At 61.5% G+C, this 24759-nt stretch carries 25 protein-coding genes; 14 read left to right on the forward strand and 11 right to left on the reverse strand.

The genetic code is table 11. The features are described from left to right. Window positions 1-190 precede the first annotated feature (190 nt). The 3 genes from phhA (at window position 191) to G7025_RS00845 (ending at window position 2631) form a co-directional block, all read left to right on the forward strand. The gene (gene phhA, locus G7025_RS00835) at window positions 191-982 is read left to right on the forward strand and encodes a phenylalanine 4-monooxygenase (protein WP_181075887.1); all 792 of its coding nucleotides are present in this window, start codon (window positions 191-193) and stop codon (window positions 980-982) included. A gap of 99 nt (window positions 983-1081) precedes the next feature. Then, window positions 1082-1438, forward strand: coding sequence for a 4a-hydroxytetrahydrobiopterin dehydratase (locus tag G7025_RS00840; RefSeq protein ID WP_003192995.1), 357 nt, complete (start codon window positions 1082-1084; stop codon window positions 1436-1438). After that, complete coding sequence (locus G7025_RS00845) at window positions 1438-2631, forward strand: amino acid aminotransferase (RefSeq protein WP_181075889.1); 1194 nt, start codon at window positions 1438-1440, stop codon at window positions 2629-2631. The genes G7025_RS00840 and G7025_RS00845 overlap by 1 nt, the downstream gene beginning before the upstream one ends. A 106-nt stretch (window positions 2632-2737) precedes the next feature. Here G7025_RS00845 and G7025_RS00850 read toward each other — a convergent pair whose 3' ends face one another. Continuing rightward, window positions 2738-3556 (reverse strand): UDP-2,3-diacylglucosamine diphosphatase, encoded by an 819-nt coding sequence (locus G7025_RS00850; protein ID WP_181075891.1) that lies wholly within the window; start codon window positions 3554-3556, stop codon window positions 2738-2740. Window positions 3557-3693: 137 nt separating this feature from the next. Between G7025_RS00850 and G7025_RS00855 the strand changes: the two genes are divergently transcribed. From G7025_RS00855 to G7025_RS00865, 3 genes are all read left to right on the forward strand, one after another. Beyond that, the gene (locus tag G7025_RS00855) at window positions 3694-4443 is read left to right on the forward strand and encodes an AraC family transcriptional regulator (RefSeq protein WP_181075892.1); all 750 of its coding nucleotides are present in this window, start codon (window positions 3694-3696) and stop codon (window positions 4441-4443) included. A gap of 99 nt (window positions 4444-4542) precedes the next feature. Further along, entirely contained in the window at window positions 4543-5427 is an 885-nt protein-coding gene (locus G7025_RS00860) for a DMT family transporter (protein ID WP_181075894.1), read from the forward strand. Between the two features lie 130 nt (window positions 5428-5557). Next, window positions 5558-5839, forward strand: a complete 282-nt coding sequence (locus G7025_RS00865; protein WP_181075896.1) for a hypothetical protein — start codon at window positions 5558-5560, stop codon at window positions 5837-5839. A gap of 41 nt (window positions 5840-5880) precedes the next feature. Here G7025_RS00865 and G7025_RS00870 read toward each other — a convergent pair whose 3' ends face one another. Beyond that, window positions 5881-6168, reverse strand: a complete 288-nt coding sequence (locus G7025_RS00870) for a SelT/SelW/SelH family protein (protein ID WP_181075898.1) — start codon at window positions 6166-6168, stop codon at window positions 5881-5883. 84 nt (window positions 6169-6252) lie between these two features. On the opposite strand from G7025_RS00870, the gene G7025_RS00875 reads away from it, so the two are divergent. Further along, complete coding sequence (locus G7025_RS00875; RefSeq protein ID WP_181075899.1) at window positions 6253-8442, forward strand: patatin-like phospholipase family protein; 2190 nt, start codon at window positions 6253-6255, stop codon at window positions 8440-8442. 64 nt (window positions 8443-8506) lie between these two features. Here the strand turns inward: G7025_RS00875 and G7025_RS00880 are convergent, their stop codons facing one another. Then, window positions 8507-8941, reverse strand: coding sequence for a MarR family transcriptional regulator (locus tag G7025_RS00880; protein ID WP_181075901.1), 435 nt, complete (start codon window positions 8939-8941; stop codon window positions 8507-8509). A gap of 121 nt (window positions 8942-9062) precedes the next feature. Next, a complete protein-coding gene (recQ, locus tag G7025_RS00885; protein WP_181075903.1) occupies window positions 9063-11189 on the reverse strand; it encodes a DNA helicase RecQ in 2127 nt (708 codons plus the stop codon). Window positions 11190-11463: 274 nt separating this feature from the next. Here recQ and G7025_RS00890 point away from each other — a divergent pair, with 274 nt between their 5' ends. From G7025_RS00890 to G7025_RS00900, 3 genes are all read left to right on the forward strand, one after another. Continuing rightward, window positions 11464-12051: a UPF0149 family protein gene (locus G7025_RS00890; RefSeq protein ID WP_181075905.1), complete on the forward strand. Its 588-nt coding sequence runs from the start codon at window positions 11464-11466 to the stop codon at window positions 12049-12051. Window positions 12052-12071: 20 nt separating this feature from the next. Then, window positions 12072-12455: a YbaN family protein gene (locus G7025_RS00895; RefSeq protein ID WP_181076170.1), complete on the forward strand. Its 384-nt coding sequence runs from the start codon at window positions 12072-12074 to the stop codon at window positions 12453-12455. Window positions 12456-12574: 119 nt separating this feature from the next. Continuing rightward, window positions 12575-16045 (forward strand): hybrid sensor histidine kinase/response regulator, encoded by a 3471-nt coding sequence (locus G7025_RS00900; RefSeq protein WP_181075907.1) that lies wholly within the window; start codon window positions 12575-12577, stop codon window positions 16043-16045. Between the two features lie 21 nt (window positions 16046-16066). Here G7025_RS00900 and rmuC read toward each other — a convergent pair whose 3' ends face one another. Together rmuC and G7025_RS00910 are read right to left on the reverse strand one after the other, a co-directional pair. Continuing rightward, window positions 16067-17431 carry a DNA recombination protein RmuC gene (rmuC, locus tag G7025_RS00905; RefSeq protein ID WP_181076171.1) on the reverse strand — a complete coding sequence of 455 codons (1365 nt, stop codon included), beginning with the start codon at window positions 17429-17431 and terminating at the stop codon, window positions 16067-16069. 175 nt (window positions 17432-17606) lie between these two features. After that, entirely contained in the window at window positions 17607-17930 is a 324-nt protein-coding gene (locus tag G7025_RS00910; RefSeq protein ID WP_181075909.1) for a sel1 repeat family protein, read from the reverse strand. 456 nt (window positions 17931-18386) lie between these two features. Here G7025_RS00910 and G7025_RS00915 point away from each other — a divergent pair, with 456 nt between their 5' ends. The 4 genes from G7025_RS00915 to G7025_RS00930 all read left to right on the forward strand — a co-directional run bounded on the left by G7025_RS00915 (window position 18387) and on the right by G7025_RS00930 (window position 21547). Further along, entirely contained in the window at window positions 18387-18692 is a 306-nt protein-coding gene (locus tag G7025_RS00915; protein ID WP_181075910.1) for a hypothetical protein, read from the forward strand. Window positions 18693-19133: 441 nt separating this feature from the next. Beyond that, complete coding sequence (locus G7025_RS00920) at window positions 19134-19358, forward strand: hypothetical protein (RefSeq protein WP_007898912.1); 225 nt, start codon at window positions 19134-19136, stop codon at window positions 19356-19358. A 279-nt stretch (window positions 19359-19637) separates the two neighbouring features. Then, a complete protein-coding gene (locus G7025_RS00925) occupies window positions 19638-20120 on the forward strand; it encodes a hypothetical protein (protein ID WP_181075913.1) in 483 nt (160 codons plus the stop codon). A gap of 146 nt (window positions 20121-20266) precedes the next feature. Continuing rightward, window positions 20267-21547 carry an OmpP1/FadL family transporter gene (locus G7025_RS00930; RefSeq protein ID WP_181075914.1) on the forward strand — a complete coding sequence of 427 codons (1281 nt, stop codon included), beginning with the start codon at window positions 20267-20269 and terminating at the stop codon, window positions 21545-21547. Window positions 21548-21613: 66 nt separating this feature from the next. On the opposite strand, the gene G7025_RS00935 is transcribed toward G7025_RS00930, so the two are convergent. From G7025_RS00935 to G7025_RS00950, 5 genes are read right to left on the reverse strand one after another with little or no spacing between them, the layout of a single operon-like run. Then, the gene (locus tag G7025_RS00935) at window positions 21614-22165 is read right to left on the reverse strand and encodes a glutathione peroxidase (RefSeq protein ID WP_181075916.1); all 552 of its coding nucleotides are present in this window, start codon (window positions 22163-22165) and stop codon (window positions 21614-21616) included. A 34-nt stretch (window positions 22166-22199) separates the two neighbouring features. Then, window positions 22200-22322: a hypothetical protein gene (locus tag G7025_RS26680; RefSeq protein WP_258197626.1), complete on the reverse strand. Its 123-nt coding sequence runs from the start codon at window positions 22320-22322 to the stop codon at window positions 22200-22202. Beyond that, window positions 22319-23527, reverse strand: a complete 1209-nt coding sequence (locus G7025_RS00940) for an MFS transporter (protein WP_370694734.1) — start codon at window positions 23525-23527, stop codon at window positions 22319-22321. The genes G7025_RS26680 and G7025_RS00940 overlap by 4 nt, the downstream gene beginning before the upstream one ends. 54 nt (window positions 23528-23581) lie before the next feature. Next, window positions 23582-23986 carry a MarR family winged helix-turn-helix transcriptional regulator gene (locus G7025_RS00945; protein WP_181075918.1) on the reverse strand — a complete coding sequence of 135 codons (405 nt, stop codon included), beginning with the start codon at window positions 23984-23986 and terminating at the stop codon, window positions 23582-23584. A gap of 42 nt (window positions 23987-24028) precedes the next feature. Continuing rightward, entirely contained in the window at window positions 24029-24757 is a 729-nt protein-coding gene (locus G7025_RS00950; RefSeq protein WP_181075920.1) for an adenosylcobinamide-GDP ribazoletransferase, read from the reverse strand. Between the last annotated feature and the right edge of the window lie 2 nt (window positions 24758-24759).

Below are 24759 nucleotides of genomic sequence, written 5' to 3' on the forward strand. Positions count from 1 at the left end.
ATGTGACAGTCCAGGCACATTTCCCAGCCCAACACTGCGCGCAACGGCGTGTGCGTAACGATTAGTTTACGAATATCAGTAAATATTCCTACGCAGGCGCGCGGCAGGTGGCTGGCACGCAAGCCTGAACGGGTTATCAATAGACCCATCGCAGGACATAACAAGAATGAATGCCTAGCAGGAGAGCCGTATGAAGCAGACGCACTACGTGGCCCGCGAGCCCGACGCGCAAGGTTTTATCCACTACCCGCCGGAAGAACATGCGGTGTGGAACACCCTGATCACACGTCAGTTGAAGGTGATTGAGGGCCGCGCCTGTCAGGAATACCTGGACGGCATCGACAAGCTCGGTCTGCCCCTTGACCGCATTCCGCAACTGGGCGAGATCAACCAGGTGTTGGCCGAGACCACCGGCTGGCAAGTCGCCCGCGTGCCGGCGCTGATTCCCTTCCAGACTTTTTTCGAATTACTCGCCAGCAAACAGTTTCCGGTGGCCACTTTTATTCGCACCCGTGAAGAATTGGACTACCTGCAAGAGCCGGATATTTTCCACGAGATCTTCGGCCACTGCCCGCTCCTGACCAACCCCTGGTTCGCTGAATTCACCCACACTTACGGCAAGCTCGGCCTGGCGGCGACCAAGGAGCAACGGGTCTACCTGGCGCGCCTGTACTGGATGACCATCGAGTTCGGTCTGGTAGATACCCCGGCCGGCCGGCGCATCTACGGCGGCGGGATTCTGTCGTCGCCCAAGGAGACGGTGTACAGCCTGTCCTCCGAGCCCGAGCATCAAGCCTTCGACCCGTTGGAAGCGATGCGCACGCCTTACCGCATCGACATCCTGCAACCGCTGTACTTCGTGCTGCCCGACCTCAAGCGTCTGTTCGAGGTGGCGCAGGAAGACATCATGGGCATGGTCGAGCGCGGCATGCAGTTGGGTCTGCATGCGCCGAAATTTGCGCCCAAACCAAAGGCCGCTTGAACCGCGCCTTTTAAGGCCAGGTGAGTCTGTTCCCTGGCCGCGCGTTGCTTTAGGGTAACGCCACTGACCTCTACCTATTCGAATTCAGGACACTTGCACATGACCACCTTGAACCAAGCCCACTGCGAAGCCTGCCGCGCCGATGCCCCGCAAGTCAGCGACGAAGAACTGCCGGTGCTGATCAAGCAGATCCCCGACTGGAACATCGAGGTGCGTGACGGCGTGATGCAGCTGGAAAAGGTTTTCCTGTTCAAGAACTTCAAGTTTGCCCTGGCCTTTACCAACGCCATGGGTGAGATCTCCGAAGCCGAAGGCCATCACCCTGGCCTGCTGACTGAATGGGGCAAAGTCACCGTGACCTGGTGGAGCCACTCCATCAAGGGCCTGCACCGCAACGACTTCATCATGGCCGCGCGCACCGATGAAGTGGCCAAGACCGCCGAGGGCCGCAAGTAATGCATTTCAACGCCATTGGCCGCGTGCCCGGCGATCCGATCCTGGGGCTGATGGACCTGTACGCCCAGGATGCCAATCTGAACAAGTTCGACCTGGGCGTGGGCGTGTACAAGGACGACCAGGGCCTGACGCCGATTCCGCCGTCGGTAAAACTTGCCGAACAGCGCCTGGTAGACCGGCAAACCACCAAGACCTACATCGGCGGTCACGGTGACGCCGCGTTCGGCCAACTGATCAGCGAGCTGGTGCTGGGCGCCGACTCCGCGCTGTTGCACGGGCGGCGTGCCGGCGCGACCCAGACGCCGGGCGGCACCGGCGCGCTGCGTTTGAGTGCCGACTTTATCGCCGCCAACCTGCCGGGCCGCGGCGTCTGGCTGAGCAACCCGACCTGGCCGATCCACGAAACCATCTTCGCCAAGGCCGGGCTCAAGGTCAGCCATTACCCCTACGTGGGCGCCGATAACCGCCTGGATGTGGCGGCGATGCTGACCACCCTCGCCACCGTGCCGCAAGGCGATGTGGTGCTGCTCCACGCCTGCTGTCATAACCCGACCGGCTTCGATCTGTCCCACGACGATTGGCGCCGGGTGTTGGAGATCGTGCGCGAACGGCACCTGCTGCCGCTGATCGACTTCGCCTACCAGGGCTTCGGCGATGGCCTGGAGCAGGACGCGTGGGCCGTGCGCCTGTTTGCCGCCGAACTGCCGGAAGTGCTGATCACCAGTTCCTGCTCGAAGAACTTCGGCCTCTATCGCGACCGTGTCGGCGCGCTGATTGTGTGTGCGGCGGATGCCGAGAAACTCACGGATGTGCGCAGCCAATTGGCCAACATCGCGCGCAATCTGTGGTCGACCCCGCCGGATCACGGTGCGGCGGTGGTGGCGACCATCCTCGGCGATGCCAAGCTGAAACAGCAGTGGAGTGAGGAAGTCGAAGCCATGCGGGCGCGCATTGCGCAGTTGCGCTCCGGGCTGGTGGAGGCTCTGACACCTCACGGTTTATCCGAGCGGTTCGCGCACATTGGCGCGCAACGCGGGATGTTTTCCTATACCGGCCTGAGTGCCGAGCAGGTCAAGCAACTGCGCGAGAAGCACAGCGTGTATATGGTCAGTTCGGGACGGGCCAACGTGGCAGGGATTGATGCGACACGCCTGACGTTGCTGGCCGAGGCGATTGCCGACGTCTGCAACTGAACACTGCGCATCTAAGTCAGTCACCGGTTGACTGATACACCGCTATCGGGGGCAAGCCCCCTCCCACAAATGTGGGAGGGGGCTTGCCCCCGATAGCGATCTGAAGTTACAGAATGTGTGCCTGAGCCACCTCGGCCTTCAGTTGCGCTTCTTTGCCCTGGGCGTCCGCCAGCCGATACAACTCGATACTGCCATCCCAATGTTCAATCAACGCCGTGCACGACTCCACCCAGTCCCCGCAGTTGAAGTAATCCACCTCGCCCACCTTGCGAATCTCCGCGTGGTGGATATGCCCGCACACCACCCCATGCAGTTCACGCCGCGTCACTTCATGGGCGATCGCTTCTTCAAAATCGCTGATGAAACTCACCGCCGTCTTGACCTTATGCTTGAGGTACGCCGACAGCGACCAGTAGCCATAGCCATAGCGCGCGCGCCAGTGGTTTAACCAGCGGTTCAAGGTGAGGGTAAATTCGTAGGCCGAGTCGCCGAGAAACGCCAGCCAGCGGTGATAACGGGTAATCACGTCAAATTGGTCGCCGTGAATCACCAGCAGGTGGCGACCATCGGCGGTCACATGCACGGCTTCGTCGACCAACTGGATATTGCCCAGGATCAGCTTGGAATAACGGCGCAGGAATTCATCGTGGTTGCCGGTGACGTAGATCACATCGGTGCCACGCTTGGCCATGGTCAGCAGACGGCGGATCACGTTGGTATGCGCCTGGGGCCAGTACATGCCGCCGCGCATTTTCCAGCCGTCGATAATGTCGCCCACCAGATAGACCTTGTCGGCATGGTAGCCCTTGAGAAACTGCGAGAGATGTTCAGCCTGGCAATCCCGGGTGCCCAGATGCACATCGGAAATCCACAGGGTACGCACCCGTTGCTTGCGGCTGGGCTTGGCGAACTCGGCACTGGTCATGGGCATCCCTCGACGGTGTTTTCGCGAGCTTGCGCTATGGCGGTTAATGCCCCATGACAAGTGTGGGTCAGTCTGATGACAGCGACCGGCGCCCGCGATGCGTTGTAGACTGGCGCCTCGCCGCCCAGGAGACCGTGATGAGACCGTCCCTCACCCTACGCCACTACCTCGAAGCGCCCATCGCCCACAGCCATGAGCATGCGCAACTGGTGTTCGGGCTGTCCGGCCATCTGGACCTGGAGGTCGATGGTCATGGCAGCCAGGTGCGCGAGAGCAGCGTGATGGTGCTGCCCTACTCCGCCCACCATGCCTGTGGCAGTCGCGATGGCAGTCGCTGCCTGGTGCTGGACGTTCCCACCGAACACTGGGTAGTGCAGTCTCTGGGCGAGCACGCGGACGCCAGCCGCCGGCTGCTTGACCAGCCGGCGCGCCTGGCCCTGGATGCCCGCCAGCACCAGCTGGTGCAGTGGCTCGCCCAGAGCCCGGTGGACGACCCGCTGATGGTGCAGCAAGGCGCGGTATTGCTGCTCGCCAGCCTCAACCATCCGCAGGTCCAGCCCGTGCCAGGTCGACGCCTGCCTTATGCAGCCTTCAATGCGCATATCGAGCGGCACGTGTCGCACCCTCTGCAGGTGGCCGACCTGGCGCGCATCGCCGGCCTGTCGGTGGCACGCCTGCATGCGCGATTTGTCGCCGAGTGCGGTCAGACGCCCATGGACTACATCCGCAGCCGTCGGCTGCACAAGGCACGGCGCCTGCTGCAGGACACGGCGCTGCCCATCGGTGAAATCGCCGAGCGCGTCGGCTATGCCTCGCAAAGCGCATTCGCGGCCGCCATGTTGCGTGAGTTCGGCGCGTCTCCCGGAACCTTGCGGCGCTCGTCATAGGGCGAGTCCTGCGCTAAAACGCGCGAGCCCCACGACAGACGCCCGCCACCCCAAGCCACTAGACTGCGAGCTGTCACTCTCGTGGTTTGAAGGATCGCAATGACTCCCCGCACAGCCCTGGGCGCCCTGCATATCGGCGCATTGATGTTTGGCCTCACCGGCGTATTCGGCAAACTGGCGGCTGCCTCGCCGGCGATCATCGTATTCGGCCGGGCGCTGTTCGCGGTGCTTGCCCTGGCGATGTTCGCCCGGTTCGCCAGCCGCACCCCATGGAAGCGCCTTGAGCGCCGCGATGGGCGGCGGCTGCTGCTCAGCGGCGTGTTGCTGGCGGCCCACTGGGTAACGTTCTTTATCGCGGTGAAGGTGGCGGGCGTAGCGGTGGCGACGCTGGGCTTTACCGCGTTCCCGGCCTTCACCGTGATCCTGGAAGGGATGATTTTTCGCGAACGTATCCGCGCCAATGAAGGGCTGCTCGTGGTGCTGGTCACAGTCGGCCTGGTGCTGGTGACACCCGACTTCAACCTGGCCAGCGAGGCCACGGGCGGTCTGCTCTGGGGTATCGCTTCGGGTTTGCTGTTTTCCCTGTTGTCGTTGAACAACCGTGCCGGCTCCGGGCGCATCCCGGCGGTGCAGGCGGCGCTGTGCCAGAACCTGGTGGTAGCGGTGTGCCTGTTGCCGGTGGCGGCTCCGGGCCTGGCGGATGTGCGCGCGCTGGATTGGTTGTGGATCGGCCTGCTCGGGGTGTTCTGCACCGGCCTGGCCCACAGCTTGTTCGTGGCGAGCCTGGCGGTCATCAAGGCGCGCACGGCGTCGGTGGTGTTTGCCATGGAGCCGGTCTACGGCATCACCGCCGCATGGCTGCTGTTTGCCGAAACCCCGACCCTGCGCATGCTGTTGGGCGGTGCGTTGATCATCGTCGCGATCGTGATTTCCGGCCTGATGGGCAGCGCCGCCCCGGCCAAACAGCCCACCGCAGCCGCCTGATCTATACTCCTGGCATCCGCAACAGTCTGTCGTCGTTCAACGGATATCGATTCCTCGACGACAGCCAGGGCATGTTCCGCCATTGCTGCCGGCGCGGGGTCGCTCCCTTAACGCTACGCAGGAATTGATCATGGAAATGCTCATCAATGTATTGGTTCAGATCATCAGCGGCATCATTGGCGGCAATATCGCCGGCATGACCAAACAGAGCCTGGGGACCGGGCTCAACACGCTGCTCGGTGGCGTCGGCGGATTGCTGCTGGGCCAGGTCGTCGCCGCGCTGACCGGCACCTCAGGCGGCGAACCGCTGGATGTCGCGGCCATCGGCGGCAACATCGCCGGCGGCGGTGTCGGTGGCCTGGTGCTGACCTGGGTGGTCGGCTTCATCAAGCAAAAGATGACCGCCAAATAGCAATCACGGTCGCCGTGCCGTTCGCTGCGGTGACCGTTTTTTTATTGCGTCCGGTCGTTGTGGCCAAGGTCGCGCGCCGGGTCGATCTGGTCACGTACGCGCTTTTTAAGCTCCTTGGCTTCGGGAAAACCGCCATCGGCTTTACGCTCCCAGAGCTGCACGCCGTCGCAGGTGATCTGAAACGCCCCACCGGTTGCAGGCACCAGCGAGACTTTGCCCAGGTCATCGGCAAATGTGCTCAACAGCTCCTGGGCCAGCCACGCGGCGCGCAGCAACCACTGGCATTGGGTGCAATACGTGATGACGACCTCGGGTTTGATCGAAGACATAATTTGACAGGTTCCTGGCATGACGGGCGCGAAGGATCGGGTGGCTATAATAGCCGCCTTTATCGTCCAGCCCCGAGATTCAAGATGCGCCGCCTGTTGTCCTGCCTGTTCCTGAGTCTGCTGCCCCTCCTCGCGCACGCCGTCGACATACCACGCCCAAAGGTCGGCCTGGTGCTGTCCGGCGGCGCCGCCCGTGGCCTGGCGCATATCGGTGTGCTCAAGGCCCTGGAAGAGCAAGGTATCCAGATCGACGCGATCGCCGGCACCAGCATGGGCGCCGTGATCGGCGGGCTGTATGCCTCCGGCTACAAGATCGACGAGCTGGAAAAACTGGCGCTCAACATCGATTGGCAACAGGCGCTGTCGGACGCGCCGCCGCGCGAAGATGTGCCGTTTCGCCGCAAGCAGGATGACCGGGATTTCCTGGTCAAGCAGAAGCTCAGTTTCCGCGACGACGGCAGCCTCGGCCTGCCGCTGGGGGTGATCCAGGGCCAGAACCTGGCGCTGCTGCTGGAAAGCATGTTCGCCCACAGCAGCGACACCCGCGACTTCGACAAACTGCCGATCCCTTTCCGCGCGGTGGCCACCGATATCACCACCGGCGAAAAAGTCGTCTTCCGCAAGGGCCATTTGCCCAAGGTGATCCGCGCGAGTATGTCGATCCCGGCGGTGTTCGCGCCGGTCGAGCTGGACGGTCGGTTGCTGGTGGACGGCGGCATGACCGATAACATCCCGCTGGATGTCGCGCGGGAGATGGGCGTGGATATCGCCATCGTGGTGGACATCGGCACGCCGCTGCGCGCTCGCAAGCAACTGGCCACGGTGGTGGATGTGCTCAACCAGTCCATCACGCTGATGACCCGGCGCAATTCCGAAGAACAACTCAAGGCCCTGCAACCCAGGGACGTGTTGATCCAACCGCCGTTGGCTGCCTACGGGGTGACCGATTTCGGTCGCGCCAAGGACATGATCGACGCCGGCTACCGCGCCACCCGCGCCCTCGACGTGCGCCTGGCACACCTGCGCCCCGCTGCGCCGGTTGACCCGCAACTGGTGGCCGCACGTACGCCGGGTGAGCGCACGCCGGTGATCACCGCCATCCGCGTGGAAAACGACTCGAAAGTCAGTGACGATGTGATCCGCTATTACATTCGCCAAGACTTGGGCGAACCGCTCAATCTAGGGCGCCTGCAAAGCGACATGGGCACCTTGTATGGCCTGGATTATTTCGACCAGGTGCAGTACCGCGTCATCAAGAAAGGCCAGGACAACACCCTGGTGATCAGCGCGCGCGGCAAACGCAGCGGCACCGACTACCTGCGCCTGGGGCTTAACCTGTCGGATGACATGCGTGGCGACAGCGCCTTCAACCTCGGCGCCAGCTACCGCGTCAATGGTATCAACCGCCTCGGCGCGGAATGGCTGACGCGAGTGCAGATCGGCGATCGCCAGGAACTGTACAGCGAGTTCTACCAACCGATGGACGCCGGCTCGCGGTACTTCGTCGCGCCGTATATCAGTGCCCAGGCGCAGAACGTGGAGCTGATCCTGGACAACGACCCGATCTCCGAATACCGTCTGGAACGCTACGGTTTTGGCCTGAATGTGGGACGGCAGATCGGCAACAGCGGCGAGATCCGCTTCGGCATCGGCGAGGCCTGGGGCCAGGCCGACGTGCGCATCGGCGACCGCGACCTGCCGAGCGTGAGCTTCAACGAGGGTTTCTACGAACTGAAATACTCCTTCGACTCTCTGGACAACGTGTACTTCCCCCACACGGGGGAGGACATCGGCCTGGCCTACCGCGAATTCGAACCCGGCCTGGGTTCGGACCAGCGCTACCGCCAATGGGAATTCAAGCTGGACAAAGCCATGAGCCACGGCCCGGACACCCTGGTGCTGGGCGGGCGCTACGGACGCACTCTGGACGATTCGGACGTGGTGATTTCCAGCTTCCTGCTCGGCGGCGCGCGGCAGCTCTCAGGCTTTCGCCAGGACGCGATTTCGGGGCAGAACATCAGCCTGATGCGCGCGGTGTACTACCGCCGGCTGACACCGCGCTCGTACTTGCCGCTGGATTTCCCGCTGTATCTGGGCGCATCCCTGGAGCGCGGACGGGCGTGGAACAATGACAATGAATTTGATAGCGGTTACATCAACGCAGCCAGTATTTTCCTGGGCTTCGACACGCCGTTGGGGCCGCTGAATTTCAGTTACGGGTTTAACGATGACAACCAGAGAGCGGTTTACCTGAACCTGGGGCAGACCTTTTAAGGGCTCGGCAAGCTATTTATTTGTGGTGAGCGGGCTCACCACAACAAGCTCGGCCTGCTGAGGCTCAGGACTTTTCCAGATTCGCCAGAATATGCCCGTGCACACGCATGCACACTCGCAGGTCCGCCTCATCCACGCCCACGAACAGTTCATGGCGCAAGGCGGTGGCGATGGTTTCAATCTGATCGATCAACGGCCGCGCGCTGTCGCACAGGAGGATGCGCTTGGCACGTCGATCCTCCAGCACAGCCTGGCGTTGCACCAGGCCCTGGCCTTCGAGGCTGTCGAGCAGTCGTGCAAGGGTCGGCCCTTCCACCCCGACGCTTTGCGCCAGTTCACGTTGAGTGGGGGCTTCCTCGAAACGGGCCAGGTGCAACAGCACCAGCCAACGCGCCTGTGACAGGCCCAGACCCGCCAAACGGCGGTCCAGTTCGGCGCGCCAACCTCGGGACATTTGCGCCAGTTGCATGCCAAAACGGTGTTGATCGGTTAACGGCATAAAAAACTCATGTTTTAGACTGAAAATAAAATGTGGCTAATTATTAGTCAGCTAAGCATGAGCCTTGCCCATAGGCAAGAGTGGCCATGTACTGATTCGTTACATTGTCGTAATTGGCACACTAAATTTCGAATTCCGACTGCAAAGCGGCGCGTACGCAGTACAGAACACCCTCAGGCACGCGGCCGGTAAACAACGGTGCAATCTCCGTCACCGGTGGCAATTCGCCTTCGCCGTCGAGGAAAGCGTCCTGTATTTCACCGAGCAAATCTTCCGGTAAATCAAGCGCCTGCTCCAGGGACAGCTGCTGCTTGCCAATGGATTCGGCCAGCAAGGTGTAGACGTTTTTTTCCGAGCATTGCAACTGCCCCGCGATCTGGATAGGGGTCATGCCCGCACGGGCCAGGCTGATCAATTCATGGCGAATGTCGGCCACTTCCTTGGGCGCTTCGGCCTGGCCACCGAGTACTTCAAGGAAGGCTTGGCCATAGCGCTCCAGCTTGCGCGCCCCCACGCCGCTGACACGCGCCATTTCCGCCAGCGTGGTGGGCTGCTCGCGCAGCATCTCCAGCAAGGTGGAGTCGGGAAAGATGACATAGGGCGGCACGCTGTGTTCCTGCGCCAGTTTGCGCCGCAGGGTGCGCAAGGCTTCCCATTGTTCGCGCTCTTCCCCGCGCACCAATTGGCTGGCCTGGCTGGTGCTGCTTTTGGCGGTGGTCTGCGGCTTGAGGTCGCGGCGCAATTGCAGGCTCACTTCGCCCTTGAGCAGCGGCCGGCAACTGTCGTTGAGGCGCAGCCCGCCATACCCTTCAAGATCGATGTCTACCAGGCCGCGAGCGACCATCTGCCGGAACAACGAGCGCCACTCGCCTTCTGCGCGCGCTTTGCCGACGCCGTACACCGAGAGTTTTTCATGGCCGAAGCTGCGAATCTTTTCGTTGTCCTTGCCCAGCAACACATCCACCAGATGACCCACGCCATAACGCTGGCCGGTACGATAAATGGCCGACAGGCCCTGGCGCGCCGGTTCGGTGGCGTCCCAGGTCTGCACGCCGTCCACGCAGTTGTCGCAATGGCCGCAAGGCTCGGGCATGTCTTCGTCGAAATAGGCCAGCAAGGTCTGACGACGGCAGCGGGTTTCCTCGCACAGCGAAAGCATGGCGTCGAGCTTGTGCTGCTCCAGGCGCTTGTGGCGCTCATCGCCTTCGGAGTTCTGCAGCATCTGCTTGAGCATCACCACGTCCTGCAGGCCGTAGACCATCCACGCATCCGCCGGCAGGCCATCTCGGCCGGCACGTCCGGTTTCCTGGTAATAGGCCTCGAGCGACTTGGGCAGGTCCATGTGGGCCACGAAGCGCACGTTGGATTTGTCGATCCCCATGCCGAACGCGATGGTCGCCACCATGATCAGGCCCTCCTCGTTGAGGAAGCGCTTCTGGTGATAGGCACGCAGGTCGTTTGGCAGGCCGGCGTGGTAAGGCAATGCCGGGTAGCCCTGCTCGCACAGGAAGGCAGCAACTTCATCGACCTTTTTACGCGACAGGCAGTAGACAATGCCCGCATCGCTGCGCCGCTCGGACAGGAATGCCAGCAACTGCTTGCGCGGCTGCTCCTTGGGCACGATGCGGTAGAAGATATTCGGGCGGTCGAAGCTCGACAGGAAGCGTTCGGCGTTCTGCAAGTGCAGGCGCTCGACGATTTCTTCGCGGGTACGCTTGTCCGCAGTGGCCGTCAGGGCAATGCGCGGCACGTCGGGGAACAGTTCCGCCAACTGACCCAGCTGCAAATATTCGCGACGGAAATCGTGGCCCCATTGCGATACGCAGTGCGCTTCGTCAATGGCGAACAAGGCAATCTCCAGGCTCTGCAGGAACGCCAGCATGCGTGGCTGCACCAGGCGCTCAGGGGCGAGGTAGAGCATTTTGACTTCACCACGCTTGATCCGCGCGGCCAGGTCGCGTTGCTGCTCGGCGCTGAGGGTGGAGTTCAGGGATGCGGCGGCCACGCCGAGTTCCTCAAGGGTCGCCACCTGGTCGTCCATCAAGGCGATCAACGGCGACACCACCACCGCCAGCCCGTTGCGCAACAGCGCCGGCACCTGGAAGCACAACGATTTGCCGCCGCCGGTAGGCATCAGGACCAGGGCATCGCCACCACTGGCCACGCGCTCAATGATCGCACCCTGACGGCCACGAAAACTGTCGTAGCCGAAGATGTCCTTGAGGACGCGTTGAGCCTGCTCGAGCATGTAGAACTCCAAAAAAGTACCGAAACCCTCTGTACAGGCTGGCCGAAAAAAACCGGTGTCACGGGAAATAATCCGTAAGCGAAGTTTTCTCGGGTGGCAACCAGGCCGGCAGGGGCATCACAAAACGCGGCAGTATACCCGAGCGTCATCCGCCAAAGGGCGCCACTGACGAATTGCAGCCCGTCTTTAAAACCGGGCAAATATGCATGGCGGCTGGCCTGCGGGCGCAAGAACGCCTAGAATTCAGCATCGTTTATCCCCAAGGTAGTCCTTCATGTCCTTCGCTGAGCAACTAACCCGCCTGCAAGCCTTCCTCGACGCCGATGAGCTGCATGAGGAGGCGCTGGACTATGTAGCCGCCCACGGCTACCTGACCGCCCTGTCCATCTGTTCCGAGGTTGTGCCGGACCGCGAATGGATCGACGCGCTGTTTGCCGAAGAACCGCACTACACCGATGCCGCCCAACGCGAAGAAATCGAATCCACCCTGCTGGCCCTCAAGGCCCACATCGGTCGCCAACTGGCGTCCGACGAGGAGTTCGAGCTGCCGTGCGAGCTGGACCTGGGCGACGACCCGGACGACTCCGACCTGCGCGGCTGGTGCATCGGTTTCATGGAAGGGGTGTTCCTGCGCGAAGCCGCCTGGTTCGAAACCGCCGAGGAAGAGGTCAGCGAGATGCTGCTGCCGATCATGGTCGGTTCGGGCCTGTTCGAAGAAGAGGCGGAATTTTCCGACATCGCTGCCGACGCCAACCTGATGGACGACATGATCGTACAGATTCCGGAAGCCCTCACCGCCCTGTACCTGCTGTGCAACGCTCCTGACGAAAAACCGGCGATCCTCAAGCCTCGTCACCACTGAGTCGCTTGCCCGTGACACCCATGGGCAAGCGCTCGCCGCTCCTGCGCTACGCGCTGCTGGCCATCGGCTGGCTGAGCGTGGCGTTGGGCGTAATCGGCATTTTCCTGCCGGTGCTACCGACCACCCCATTCCTCTTGCTTGCCGCCGCCTGCTTTGCACGAAGCTCCCCGCGTTTCTACCAGTGGCTGGTGGAGCACCCGCGCCTGGGCCCGTGGATCCGTGACTACCTGGATGGCAATGGCATACCGCTCAAAGGCAAGGTCTACGCCATCGGCCTGATGTGGCTGAGCATCGGCCTCTCCTGCTATCTGGTGCCGCTGCCCTGGGCACGCGGTTTCATGCTGACCAGCGCGGTGGTGGTCAGCATCTATATCCTGCGCCAGAAAACCCTGCCGCCGCGCTGATCGCCGCCTGCGACATAAGATCCCACACGACCTTGGTCGACACTGACTAACCCCAGGCATCATGCGAGACTGTCCCACCGGGCCTGGAATGCCCGGGTGTTCCCTTGCTCGGAGTTCCCATGACGCTGTCCAGCGGGCTGATCGCCGCCGTTGCCCTGGCCTATATGGCCATTATGTTTGCCATCGCCTTCTACGGTGACCGTCGTCGCGCGCCCTTGCCGCCGCGCATGCGTGCCTGGGTATACAGCCTGTCGCTGGCCGTTTATTGCACCAGCTGGACCTTCTTCGGCGCCGTCGGCCAGGCGGCCGAGCAGCTGTGGGCTTTTATACCCATCTACCTGGGACCGGTGCTGTTGCTGGTGCTGGCACCCTGGGTGCTGCAAAAGATGGTGCTGATCAGCAAGCAGGAAAACATCACCTCCATCGCTGACTTTATCGCGGCGCGCTACGGCAAATCACAATCCCTGGCGGTGGTGGTTGCGCTGATCTGTCTGGTGGGCGTGCTGCCATATATCGCCTTGCAGCTCAAAGGCATTGTGCTGGGCGTTAACCTGTTGATCGGCGCCGGTGCCGACACCACCGGCACGCGGGCCCAGGACACGGCGCTGGTGGTGTCGCTGGTGCTGGCGCTGTTCACTATCGTGTTTGGCACGCGCAACCTGGACGCCACCGAACACCATCGCGGCATGGTGCTGGCCATTGCCTTTGAATCCCTGGTCAAGCTGTTCGCTTTTCTTGCCGTGGGCGCGTTCGTGACCTACGGCCTGTACGACGGTTTCGGTGACCTGGTCGACCAGGCGATGCTTGCGCCACGCCTGGAAGAATACTGGCAGGAGACCGTTAACTGGCCCTCGATGGTGGTGCAGACCGGCGTGGCAATGATGGCGATCATTTGCCTGCCCCGGCAATTTCACGTGACGGTGGTGGAAAATATCGAACCCCAGGACCTGCGCCTGGCCAAGTGGGTGTTTCCGGCCTACCTGGTGCTGGCCGCGCTGTTCGTGATCCCCATCGCCCTCGGTGGCAAGATGCTGCTGCCCGCCTCGGTGCTGCCGGACTCCTACGTGATCAGCCTGCCCTTGGCCGAGGCGCACCCGGCGCTGGCGGTGCTGGCGTTTATCGGCGGCGCGTCGGCGGCCACCGGCATGGTGATCGTGGCGAGCATCGCGTTGTCGACCATGGTGTCCAACGACATGCTGCTGCCCTGGCTGCTGCGCCGCTCCAGCGCCGAGCGGCCGTTCGAAGTATTCCGCCACTGGATGCTGTCGGTACGCCGGGTGAGCATCGTGATCATCCTGCTACTGGCGTACGTCAGTTATCGCCTGCTAGGGTCCACCGCGAGTCTGGCGACCATCGGCCAGATCGCCTTCGCCGCCGTGACTCAATTGGCGCCGGCCATGCTCGGCGCGTTGTACTGGAAGCAGGCGAACCGGCGTGGTGTATTTGCCGGCCTCGCCGCAGGGACGTTCCTGTGGTTTTACACCTTGGTCCTACCGGTCACCGCGAAAAGCCTGGGATGGTCCTTAAGCCTTTTCCCTGGGTTGACGTGGATGCATTCCCACCCGCTGGGCTTGTCCGTGACTTCACTGACCCTGGGCACCGTGCTGTCACTCGCGGGTAACTTCACGCTGTTCGTCTGGGTTTCGATGCTGTCGCGCACACGGGTGTCAGAGCATTGGCAGGCCGGACGCTTTATTGGCCAGGAAATCAGTCAACGCGCCAGTGCCCGTTCGATGCTCTCGGTGCAGATCAGCGACCTGCTCAGCCTGGCCGCGCGGTTCGTGGGTGAGGAACGTGCCCAGCAGAGCTTTATCCGGTTTGCGTATCGCCAGGGCAAAGGCTTCAACCCCAACCAGAATGCCGACAATGAATGGATCGCCCACACCGAACGCCTGCTGGCGGGCGTGCTCGGCGCCTCTTCGACGCGCGCAGTGGTGAAAGCCGCGATTGAAGGTCGGGACATGCAGCTGGAGGACGTCGTGCGCATCGCCGACGAAGCCTCGGAAGTCTTGCAGTTCAACCGCGCCCTGCTGCAGGGCGCCATCGAGAACATCACCCAAGGCATCAGCGTGGTGGATCAGTCGCTCAAGCTGGTGGCCTGGAACCGGCGTTACCTGGAGCTGTTCAACTACCCCGAGGGCCTGATCAGCGTGGGCCGGCCGATTGCCGATATCATCCGCTACAACGCCGAACGCGGCCTGTGCGGACCGGGCGAGGCCGAAGTGCACGTGGCGCGCCGCCTGCACTGGATGCGCCAGGGCCGCGCGCACACTTCCGAACGCTTGTTTCCGAACGGCCGCGTCATCGAGTTGATCGGCAACCCAATGCCCGGTGGCGGCTTTGTCATGAGTTTTACCGATATCACCGCGTTCCGCGAAGCTGAACAGGCGCTGACGGAGGCCAACGAGGGCCTGGAGCAGCGCGTGGTCGAACGCACCCATGAACTGTCCCAACTCAACCTGGCACTGACCGATGCCAAAGGGGTGGCCGAAACCGCAAGCCAGTCGAAAACCCGCTTCCTGGCGGCGGTAAGCCATGACTTGATGCAGCCGTTGAACGCCGCGCGCCTGTTCTCCGCCGCGCTGTCCCACCAGAGCGACGGACTCTCCGACGAGGCCCGTCAGTTGGTGCAGCACCTGGACAGTTCGCTGCGCTCGGCAGAAGACCTGATCAGCGACCTGCTGGATATTTCTCGCCTGGAAAACGGCAAGATCACACCCCAGCGCCAACCGTTCGTGCTCAATGAGCTGTTCGATACCCTGGGCGCCGAATTCAAGGCGCTGGCCCAGGAGCAGGGCCTGCGCTTTCGCCTGCGCGGCAGCCGCCTGCGGGTGGACAGTGACATTAAATTGCTGAGGCGCATCCTGCAGAATTTTCTGACTAACGCTTTCCGTTATGCAGACGGCCCGGTGCTACTGGGCGTACGCCGGCGCGGGGGCCAATTGTGCCTGGAGGTATGGGACCGAGGTCCGGGCATCCCGCCGGATAAACAGAGCGTGATCTTTGAGGAATTCAAGCGCCTGGACAGCCATCAGACCCGCGCGGAAAAAGGTCTGGGCCTGGGCCTGGCGATCGCCGACGGCCTGTGCCGCGTACTCGGCCATCGCTTGAGCGTGCGTTCGTGGCCGGGCAAAGGCAGCGTGTTCAGCGTAAGCGTGCCGTTGGCGCGCAACCAGGCCATCGCGCAGCCCCAGGCGGCGCTGGAAAACGGTTTGCCACTGAGCGGCGCGCAGGTGCTGTGCGTGGATAACGAAGAAAGCATTCTTATTGGCATGCGCAGCCTGCTCAACCGCTGGGGATGTGAGGTATGGACGGCCAAGGACCAGGCCGAGTGCGCCGCCCTGCTGGCCGAGGGGGTGCGCCCGCAACTGGCGCTGGTGGACTACCACCTGGATCATGGTGAAACCGGCACCGAGTTGATGCGCTGGCTGCGCGCGCAGTTGGCCGAGCCGATTCCAGGCGTGGTCATCAGTGCCGACGGCCGTCCGGAGAGCGTGGCCGAAGTGCATGCGGCGGGTTTGGATTACCTGGCCAAACCGGTCAAGCCCGCGGCGTTGCGTGCATTATTAAATCGGCACTTGCCGTTGTAGGCCGGGTTTGCGCCGGGGCGTTCATTCAGGCAGGTGCGCCACGCCATCCGAGTCGCTCATCGCACGCTCCAGCAGATCCGTCGGCAGGCTTTTGCTCGCACGCGCGCCGAGCAACCTCAATTGCTCGGTACGGCTGACCAGATTGCCGCGTCCGTCTGTCAGCTTGTTTCGCGCCGCGCTGTAGGCTTTATCCAATTGCTGCAGACGATTGCCCACCTCATCCAGATCCTGGATAAACAGCACGAACTTGTCGTACAGCCAACCGGCACGCTCGGCAATTTCGCGGGCATTCTGGCTTTGGCGCTCCTGTTTCCACAGGCTGTCGATCACCCGCAGGGTCGCCAGCAACGTGGTGGGGCTGACGATGACGATATGGCGATCAAAGGCTTCCTGAAACAGGTTGGGCTCAGCTTGCAACGCGGCGGAAAACGCCGCTTCGATCGGTACGAACAACAGCACGAAATCCAGGCTGTGCAGGCCTTCCAGGCGTTTATAGTCCTTGCCGGCCAGGCCTTTGACATGGTTGCGCAGCGACAGCACGTGCTGCTTCAGGGCCGCCTGGCCGATCACGTCGTCCTCCGCGGCGACGTATTGCTGGTACGCGGTCAGGCTGACCTTGGAGTCCACCACCACCTGTTTATCACCGGGCAGCATGATCAGCACATCCGGCTGGAAGCGCTCGCCGTCCGGCCCCTTGAGGCTGACCTGGGTCTGGTACTCGCGGCCCTTCTCCAGCCCCGCGTGCTCCAGCACCCGCTCAAGAATCAGCTCACCCCAGTTACCCTGGGTTTTCTGGCCCTTCAACGCACGGGTCAGGTTGGTGGCCTCATCGGACAGACGCAGGTTCAGTTGCTGCAGGCGTTCAAGTTCCTTGGCCAGGGAAAAACGCTCGCGCGCCTCGTTCTGATAGCTCTCTTCCACACGCTTTTCGAAAGACTGGATGCGCTCCTTCAATGGATCGAGCAACTGGCCCAGGCGCTCCTGGCTGGTCTCGGCGAAGCGCTGCTCGCGCTCATCGAAAATCTTGCCGGCCAGTTCGGCGAACTGGGCGCGCAGCTCATCGCGTGAACCCTGCAGGTCGGTCAGGCGTTGCTGGTGGCTGTCCTGCTGCTCGCGCAGCTCGGCGCGCAGGGCGGCCGCCAATGCATCAAGGCGACGCAGTTCGGTTTCCTTGGCGCTGCGGTCGAGGTTCCAGGCGTGGGCGGCATCGCGGGCGTTGTCGCGGTCGATCTGCAGCAGTTCGACTTCGCGACGCAGCGCTGCCAGGTCGGCTTGCTTGGCGGCATTGGCCTGGCTCAGATCGCTGATTTCATCGCGGCTGGCTTCCAGTTGGGCAATGAGGCCTTCCTGGGCCAGTTGCGCCATGGCCAGGCGCTCTTCGAGCAACTCCCAGCCGGCCATGCGCGCGCTCAAACGCCGTTGAAGCTGCCAGCACACAGCGAGTAAGGGCAGCGCGGCGCCCGCAAGGCCCAGGGCAATACTGGTCCAGTCAAAAGCCATAGCCATGTCTGCCATCACCGAAAAAGAGCAAGGTTAACCAAGCGCGGGGCTCGAGGACAGCTCAGTCTTCGACCTGACCCAGTTCGCGCCGGGCCTGCACATCGCCGGCGCGGGCGGCCGAGCGCAGCAGGTCGTGGCCGATGCGACGGTCACGGGCACTCCCGCATTCGCGGCACATCAATTGCCCCAGGCGGCTCTGGGCCGCGACCACACCTTCACGGGCCGGCTGCTTGAGCAGGCGCCCGGCGAAGTGCTTAACGTTGGTGTTATGCCCCAGGCGCGGGCTGTCGAGTAGCCACAGCGCGACTTTCAAGGAAAACCGCTTGGGTGCGGTAACAGTCTGGAGGGTATCGGTAACAGCAGGTGATACTGAGCGAAACTTCATAAAGCACTGTGGGACGGAACGGAAGGCGCGCCACTCTACTCTTTTTTTCGTACAGGTAAAGCTGAAAAAACCCTGCACGCCCGTTCTAGAGCAAGCGCTTGGGACAATCCACAGAAGCTGTGGATAACTCAGTGGACAACCCTCTTCGAACCCTCGCAAAGCCCCATGGAACGTGGCCCGCAGTCAAACTGACGATTTTTTCACCAATAAAAAAAAGCCAGATTTTTCATTGACTTAAATTTCCATTGCAGGCAAATGGCGGGGCGTTGCAGCGAACGTCCGCTTGGTTACACGCGACACAACTAATGTGCACAAGTACACATCCCGCGGTTATAAACGGGGCCTTTTTTGAAGCGACCGGTGCAAAAAATGTTACCGGCAGGTCCTGCAAGGACTTTTCAAATCATTGCAGGCTGGCCACACTGCCCGACCTGCAACGCAATGGGGAATGGCTCGATGAAGGGAATGCTGGTGTTCGCGGTGCTACTGCTGGCCATCTGCGGCGTTTCCCTTGGGATCAATGCTGCGCTGCCTCCCCCGGACGGCGCCTTGTTCGCCATTGCGATCCTGCTGTCAGCTGCGTTCACCGCCATTAGTCTGTGCATCGAACTGGGTGAAGGCCGCATCAACGACATGAGCGATGTGCTCAAAGCCGTCGAAACCGGCCAGTCGCTGCGCCTGACGCTTGCCGCCTACGGGCTTGGCTGTTCCCTGGCGGCGGCCGCGACGGTGCTGGTCTATCGCGGCCTGCTCGGCGGCTGATGTAAACTTTTTGGCTAACACACTTCCCTTAGCTGTTTCAATCCGTTACTATCCGCCCCGTTAGTACCAAGCTGAAAGTCAATTCTGGTCGAACAACTCCCTTGAACAACATGGGATCGACCACCTCGATGGTTTCCAGGTATCACTTGCGACGACACTGCCTTTGAACAAGCAAAGGGTGTCGCGAAGTCCAGTACTCTGACCGAACCAACCTGCAAATTGATCAGGATCTTCACCCCGGGCCCAGAACCTTTGCCCCTGTTGTGTTGCCTGCCCTCCTAAGTACCTACCTGCCAGCCCAAGCGCGCCTATTGAATAGCGCTTCAAACTGGCTGCTTTGTTCCAGTCGGGTTCTTCGTTTGATCAATGGTGATCAACGTCACTGGAACGTTTTAACGTTGCACGGTTCTTAACCGTGTCATTTGTAGGAACACCAATAATATGTCCACTCAAATCCATACTCAGGATGCCATTCGCACCCTCACCAATGCTTTTGCCCCAATGAACTGCCTGATCATGGCCGCTCGCAAAGGCTGCTTCAGCTTCACGCTGGTCAACGAACACGGCATCGCGCGTCACAGCGAACGCCTGTACCCCGATCAATACTCCAGCGCAGAACCGCTGCAGGCTGTGATCGAGCGTACCCGCCAGGCACTGGTTGCCTGATCGACCCGAGTCGCCGAAGCACAAAAAACCCTGTTTGAAACACAGGGTTTTTTATTGCCAAAAATTTACTTCACAGCCCCAGCGCCTAAGTACAAATAGATATAAACGCTATAACTGAATGGATAAGACGTTTTAAAAACAATCCTTTACATCATAAATATGACACTACACTTCAACTCAAGCGGCATGATCCGCTTACGGCGAGCCTGAGATCCGATCCACCGCTGCCAAGCCCGACTCTCTCAGGACTCGCCTACCCTTTTCACGATTGAGGCGTCTATGGGTATCGCGGCCAGTGAATTGTGTCGTTATGTGATCCGGCCAACGCTGACCTACCTCGGCCAGCACAGCCCCACGGCAGAGTCCCTGCTGCTGGGCATCGCCGCCAGCCAGTCGGAGCTGGGCTCGGCGCTGCACGAACGCCGCGGCCACGGCCTGTATGGCATCACCAAACCGCGCCATTGCGCCCTCTGGGACAACTACCTGGCGCTCGATCCTGAACGTGCCAGCCTGGTGCGCGGCCTGGCCAGCCAACATGCATTCCTCAGCGCGCCCCAGCTTGAGCTCACGGTGAACCTGCGTTACGCCACGGCCATCGCCTGGCTACTGGTGGAACAGCACACCGTCACCCTGCCGGCGACCGGCGATGTGTTAGGCATGGCGCGTATCTGGAAAGAAATTTTTCACCCTCAAGGCAGGCTGCGAGATTTCAGCCAAGCGTGGCAAACCTGTGTTTCGCCCAAGAATCACGTGAGCTGCTGACCGGGCAATTTGCAAGATTCGCCAAAAACTGCCGATTTTGGTCGGATTGTCCTACAAAACCGCTCTATCTCCTGCATTACAGCCTATAGCGCGATGTTAAATTTATTGATACTTTCCGCAGCGGTGATCACCACGGAGTTCTAATAATGAAAAAAGTAATGCTCAAGACCACACTTAGCCTCGCCGTTGCCATGGCATCCTCCCACCTGTTTGCAAGCGGTTTCGCACTCAACGAACAGAGCGTCAGCGGGATGGGTACGGGTTTCGCAGGTCGCTCTTCTTCTGCCGATGATGCAAGCACTGTGTACGGCAACCCTGCCGGTATGGCGCGCCTGAATGGCCAGCAAATCACCGGCGGCGTAGCAGCCATTGATGCCTCCACCGATATCAGCGATGTCAGCGGCCGTTCCCGCGGCAGCAACAAAGGCGACATGGTGCCTTTCACCGCCGTGCCTTTCGGTTTCTACACCAATAAACTCAACGATCAGTGGGCTGTCGGTTTTGGCGTATACGCCCCGTTCGGCCTGGTGACCGACTACGAAAGAGGCTTCCAGGGCCGCAGCTTCGGCAGCAACAGCGAAGTCAAGGTTATCACCCTGCAACCTACCGTCAGCTACGCCTTCAATGATCGCGTCTCGGTAGGTTTTGGCCCGACCATCAACCGCATCGCCGGTACCCTGGAATCGGACCTGTCGTTCAACCCGGCGGCGCCCGATACCAACATCAAGATCAAAGGTGACGACACCGCGCTGGGCTTTAACGTCGGCGTGCTGGTACAAGCCACCGATACCACGCGCGTGGGTCTGACCTATCACTCCAAGGTCAGCTACAAGCTGGACGGCCACACCGAGGTAAGCGCACCTACCGTGACTTCGGGCCTGTTGCGCAGCAACCGTTATGACGCCTCCCTGAAGATCGATACGCCTGAGTCCTACGACCTGTCGGTCACTCAAGACCTGACCGATGCCTGGAAACTCTACGCCGGTGCAACCTGGACCCGCTGGAGCCGCCTGAAGGACATTACGGTCAAGAACGAAGGCGTTGTCGGTGGCGCGAGCGGCGGCCTGCTCGCCCCGTCCCTGGTCAGCACCATCAAGGAAGAACAGAACTGGCACGATACCTGGGCCTACGCCGTGGGTACTTCGTATCAGTTGACTAAGCAGGTGGTACTGCGTACCGGCCTGACGTTCGACCAATCGCCGACCAACAACACTGATCGTTCGCCGCGTATTCCTACCGGTGACCGTACTATCTTCAGCCTGGGCCTGGGCTATGAAGTCATGCCGAATATGACGATCGACGTGGCCTACTCCTACCTGAAGGAAGAAGACGTCAAGGTTGCGCGCTCCAACCAACTGGCCAGCTACAACGCCAAGTACGAAAACAGCGCCAATGGTTTTGGCCTGGGCATGACCTATCGCTTCTGATTTCACCGAGGCGTAAAAAAGCCCCGCTCTCCTGCAAAGGAGGCGGGGCTTTTCAATGGGTGTCGATCAGGGTTTGGAAGCCAGTGCTTTCTCCACCGCCTCGATCAGATCCGGGCTGTCCGGCTTGGTCAGGCTGGAAAAATCGGCGATCACCTTGCCCTGTCGGTCGATCACGTATTTATAGAAATTCCATTTCGGTGCATTACTCTGCTGTGCCAGCACCTTGAACAAGTGCACCGCGTCCGGGCCCTTGACCTTCTGCGGTTCAGTCATGGTGAAGGTCACGCCGTAATTGACGTAGCAGACCTTAGCCGTCTCTTCACCCGTCTTGGCTTCCTGCTTGAAGTCATCGGAAGGCACGCCAATCACCTCCAGGCCCTGATCCTTGTAACGCTGGTACAACGCCTCAAGACCTTTGAATTGCGGGGCGAACCCACAGAAGCTCGCGGTGTTGACGATCACCAGCGGCTTGCCGGCAAAGCGCTGGCACAGGTCGATGGACTCCTTGGCGCGCAACTTGGGCAATTGGCCTTCCAGCAAGGGTGGACAGTCGGCTGCCAACGCTATGCCGCCAAAGGCAGCCATCAGCACGGGTACTGCAAGCCAGCGCATCTGCATGGGAAATGTCCTTTTAAGAATTCAGGGATCGAACTTAACAGATCGACATGCCCAGTTGCATCAACGCCAGGCCGCCGCGCTGCCAGCCCCACCAGGCCAGCGCCAGCAACAGCGCCATGGCTGCTGCGCCGCCGAGCCAATACCAGGTTGAACTCATGCCGCCTCCATCTGCGCCTGCAAGCGCGCCACCGGACGCTCGCGCACCGGCCAGTTCAAGGCCGCGGCGAGCAGGCTCAATAGAATCGCCATCTGCCAGATCAAATCGTAGTTGCCGGTTCGATCATAGACCACCCCGCCCAACCAGCCGCCGAGGAATGAACCGAGCTGGTGAAACAGGAACACGATCCCGCCGAGCATGGACAGGTTTCGTACACCAAACAGCGTCGCGACCGTGCCGTTGGTCAGCGGCACGGTGGACAGCCACAAAAAGCCCATGGCCATGCCGAACAGGTAAGCCGAGAGCTCTGTGACCGGCGCCCACAGAAACAGCACGATCACCACCGCCCGCAGCAGGTACAAAGCCGTCAGCAGGCGCGGCTTGGACATGCGCCCACCAAGCCAGCCGGCGGTGTAGGTGCCGAAGATATTGAACAGCCCAATCAGCGCCAACACCGTGGTGCCGACCGTGGCCGGCAGGTGTTGGTCCACCAGGTAGGCCGGCAGGTGCACCCCGATAAACACCACCTGGAAACCACAGACAAAAAAACCGAAGGCCAGCAGCCAGAAACCGGAGTGGGAGCAGGCTTCCTTGAGCGCCTCAGCCAGGGTCTGCTGGCCGGCCGTGACCGGCAGCGGCCGATCCTTGAGCATGCCGACCAGCGGCAGAATCAGCGCCACCATCAAGCCCAGCGCCAACAGCGCGGCCGACCAGCCCAACCAGCTGATCAGGCCCAAGGTGCCCGGGACCATGGCGAACTGACCAAAAGACCCGGCTGCGCTGGCGATGCCCATGGCCATGCTGCGCTTCTCCGGCGCCACGGCGCGGCCCACCACGCCCAGGATCACCGAGAACGAGGTACCTGACAGGCCAATCCCGATCAGCAGGCCTGCGCTCAGCGACAGCGACCACGCCGAATCGGACATGCCCATCAACACCAGGCCAGCGGCGTACAAGACCCCACCGACGAACACGGCCTTGGTCGCGCCGAAACGGTCGGCCAGGGCACCGGTGAACGGCTGCGCCAGGCCCCAGATCAGGTTTTGCAAGGCAATGGCGAACGCAAACGTTTCACGGCCCCAACCGAACTCGGAACTCATCGGCGCGAGAAACAGGCCGAATCCGTGACGCACGCCCAACGACAGCGCCAGGATCAGCGCACTCCCCACAAGAACCCAGCCACTGGTGCGCCACATCGAGGTCATTTCTTATTCTCCGTACGCGGGTATATACCCGTTTGTCATCGAACAAACCCGCGCTCAGGCGAGTTCGTCCAGCAAGGCCAACAGGGTCTCGCGTTTTTGCGCGCCCAGTTTATCGATCAACTTCTGCTGCGCCGCTTCCCATGCCGGCAGTGCGGCGGCCAGGCGTGCTTCACCGGCTGCCGTCAACTGCACCAGGCGATTACGCAGGTCGTCGCCCTCCACCAATTGCACTAACCCTTCCCCTTCGAGCACCCGCAGGTTGCGGCCGAGCGTACTGCGATCCAGGCCCATCGCATCGGCCAGACTGGAGATACTGGGTTGATCCAGACGCTGCAGATTGCACAGCAGAGAATACTGGGCAACGTTGATCCCGAAGCCGTCGAGAGCGCCGTCGTAGTGCCTGCTGACGCCACGGGCGGCGCGTCGCAGGTTGGTGCATAAACATTGGGAGGCAAGCATGGAACGTGTATATACCCGCGATTCTACAAATGCAAGAAAGTGTTACAGCGCCAGGCCGACCAGCACGACGACTTCCAGCAGCTCCAGTAACGCGCCGGCGGTGTCGCCCGTGGTGCCGCCGAGGCGCCTGACCATCAACTGACGCAGCGCCACAAACCCGAGGGCGGCCAGCAGTACGGCAATTGCGCCGCTGAACCCGCCGATCAGCACACAGGCCAGGCCGCTGAGGACCAGCACCAGTTGGCCGACAGCCCTCGGTAAATGCTCTGACAATGCCTGGCCTAATCCGCCGGCACGCACATAACGCGTGGTCAGGAATAACGCGAGCATCGACGCCCGGCCAATCAGCGGCGCCAGAATCAATGCGACGGTATTGTGCTGTTCGATCAAGGCCACCAGCGCAGCGAACTTGAGCAGCAGCACCAGGCCCAGCGTGACCACGGCAATCGGCCCGCTGCGCGGGTCCTTCATGATGGTGAGGGTGCGCTCGCGATCGCCGAAGCCACCCAGCCAGGCATCGGCGCTGTCCGCCAGGCCGTCCAGGTGCAGGGCGCCGCTGAGCAGCACCCAGGCAGTCAGCAGCAGCGCCGCGTGCAGCAGCAACGGCGCGCCCGCCAATGCGCTGCTCAGCCCCCATAACAGCACACCGAACAACCCACCGACCACCGGGTAAAACAACAGCGAACGTCCCATTTCCTGGGGCTGCGGCATGCCTGGCAGGCGAATCGGCAGGCTGCTCAGAAACTGCAGGGCAATCCAGAACGGCGACATCG

It is taken from the genome of Pseudomonas lurida, assembly GCF_013522705.1.
GTDB classification, from domain to species: Bacteria; Pseudomonadota; Gammaproteobacteria; order Pseudomonadales; family Pseudomonadaceae; genus Aquipseudomonas; species Aquipseudomonas quebecensis.

Excerpts from the sequence above, each read along its gene's own strand:
- phhA (WP_181075887.1), top strand. The coding sequence starts at position 191 with ATGAAGCAGACGCACTACGTGGCCCGCGAGCCCGACGCGCAAGGTTTT.
- G7025_RS00840 (WP_003192995.1), top strand. The coding sequence starts at position 1,082 with ATGACCACCTTGAACCAAGCCCACTGCGAAGCCTGCCGCGCCGATGCC.
- G7025_RS00845 (WP_181075889.1), top strand. The coding sequence starts at position 1,438 with ATGCATTTCAACGCCATTGGCCGCGTGCCCGGCGATCCGATCCTGGGG.
- G7025_RS00850 (WP_181075891.1), bottom strand. The coding sequence starts at position 3,556 with ATGACCAGTGCCGAGTTCGCCAAGCCCAGCCGCAAGCAACGGGTGCGT.
- G7025_RS00855 (WP_181075892.1), top strand. The coding sequence starts at position 3,694 with ATGAGACCGTCCCTCACCCTACGCCACTACCTCGAAGCGCCCATCGCC.
- G7025_RS00860 (WP_181075894.1), top strand. The coding sequence starts at position 4,543 with ATGACTCCCCGCACAGCCCTGGGCGCCCTGCATATCGGCGCATTGATG.
- G7025_RS00865 (WP_181075896.1), top strand. The coding sequence starts at position 5,558 with ATGGAAATGCTCATCAATGTATTGGTTCAGATCATCAGCGGCATCATT.
- G7025_RS00870 (WP_181075898.1), bottom strand. The coding sequence starts at position 6,168 with ATGTCTTCGATCAAACCCGAGGTCGTCATCACGTATTGCACCCAATGC.
- G7025_RS00875 (WP_181075899.1), top strand. The coding sequence starts at position 6,253 with ATGCGCCGCCTGTTGTCCTGCCTGTTCCTGAGTCTGCTGCCCCTCCTC.
- G7025_RS00880 (WP_181075901.1), bottom strand. The coding sequence starts at position 8,941 with ATGCCGTTAACCGATCAACACCGTTTTGGCATGCAACTGGCGCAAATG.
- recQ (WP_181075903.1), bottom strand. The coding sequence starts at position 11,189 with ATGCTCGAGCAGGCTCAACGCGTCCTCAAGGACATCTTCGGCTACGAC.
- G7025_RS00890 (WP_181075905.1), top strand. The coding sequence starts at position 11,464 with ATGTCCTTCGCTGAGCAACTAACCCGCCTGCAAGCCTTCCTCGACGCC.
- G7025_RS00895 (WP_181076170.1), top strand. The coding sequence starts at position 12,072 with ATGGGCAAGCGCTCGCCGCTCCTGCGCTACGCGCTGCTGGCCATCGGC.
- G7025_RS00900 (WP_181075907.1), top strand. The coding sequence starts at position 12,575 with ATGACGCTGTCCAGCGGGCTGATCGCCGCCGTTGCCCTGGCCTATATG.
- G7025_RS00910 (WP_181075909.1), bottom strand. The coding sequence starts at position 17,930 with ATGAAGTTTCGCTCAGTATCACCTGCTGTTACCGATACCCTCCAGACT.
- G7025_RS00915 (WP_181075910.1), top strand. The coding sequence starts at position 18,387 with ATGAAGGGAATGCTGGTGTTCGCGGTGCTACTGCTGGCCATCTGCGGC.
- G7025_RS00920 (WP_007898912.1), top strand. The coding sequence starts at position 19,134 with ATGTCCACTCAAATCCATACTCAGGATGCCATTCGCACCCTCACCAAT.
- G7025_RS00925 (WP_181075913.1), top strand. The coding sequence starts at position 19,638 with ATGGGTATCGCGGCCAGTGAATTGTGTCGTTATGTGATCCGGCCAACG.
- G7025_RS00930 (WP_181075914.1), top strand. The coding sequence starts at position 20,267 with ATGAAAAAAGTAATGCTCAAGACCACACTTAGCCTCGCCGTTGCCATG.
- G7025_RS00935 (WP_181075916.1), bottom strand. The coding sequence starts at position 22,165 with ATGCAGATGCGCTGGCTTGCAGTACCCGTGCTGATGGCTGCCTTTGGC.
- G7025_RS26680 (WP_258197626.1), bottom strand. The coding sequence starts at position 22,322 with ATGAGTTCAACCTGGTATTGGCTCGGCGGCGCAGCAGCCATGGCGCTG.
- G7025_RS00940 (WP_370694734.1), bottom strand. The coding sequence starts at position 23,527 with ATGACCTCGATGTGGCGCACCAGTGGCTGGGTTCTTGTGGGGAGTGCG.
- G7025_RS00945 (WP_181075918.1), bottom strand. The coding sequence starts at position 23,986 with ATGCTTGCCTCCCAATGTTTATGCACCAACCTGCGACGCGCCGCCCGT.
- G7025_RS00950 (WP_181075920.1), bottom strand. The coding sequence starts at position 24,757 with ATGTCGCCGTTCTGGATTGCCCTGCAGTTTCTGAGCAGCCTGCCGATT.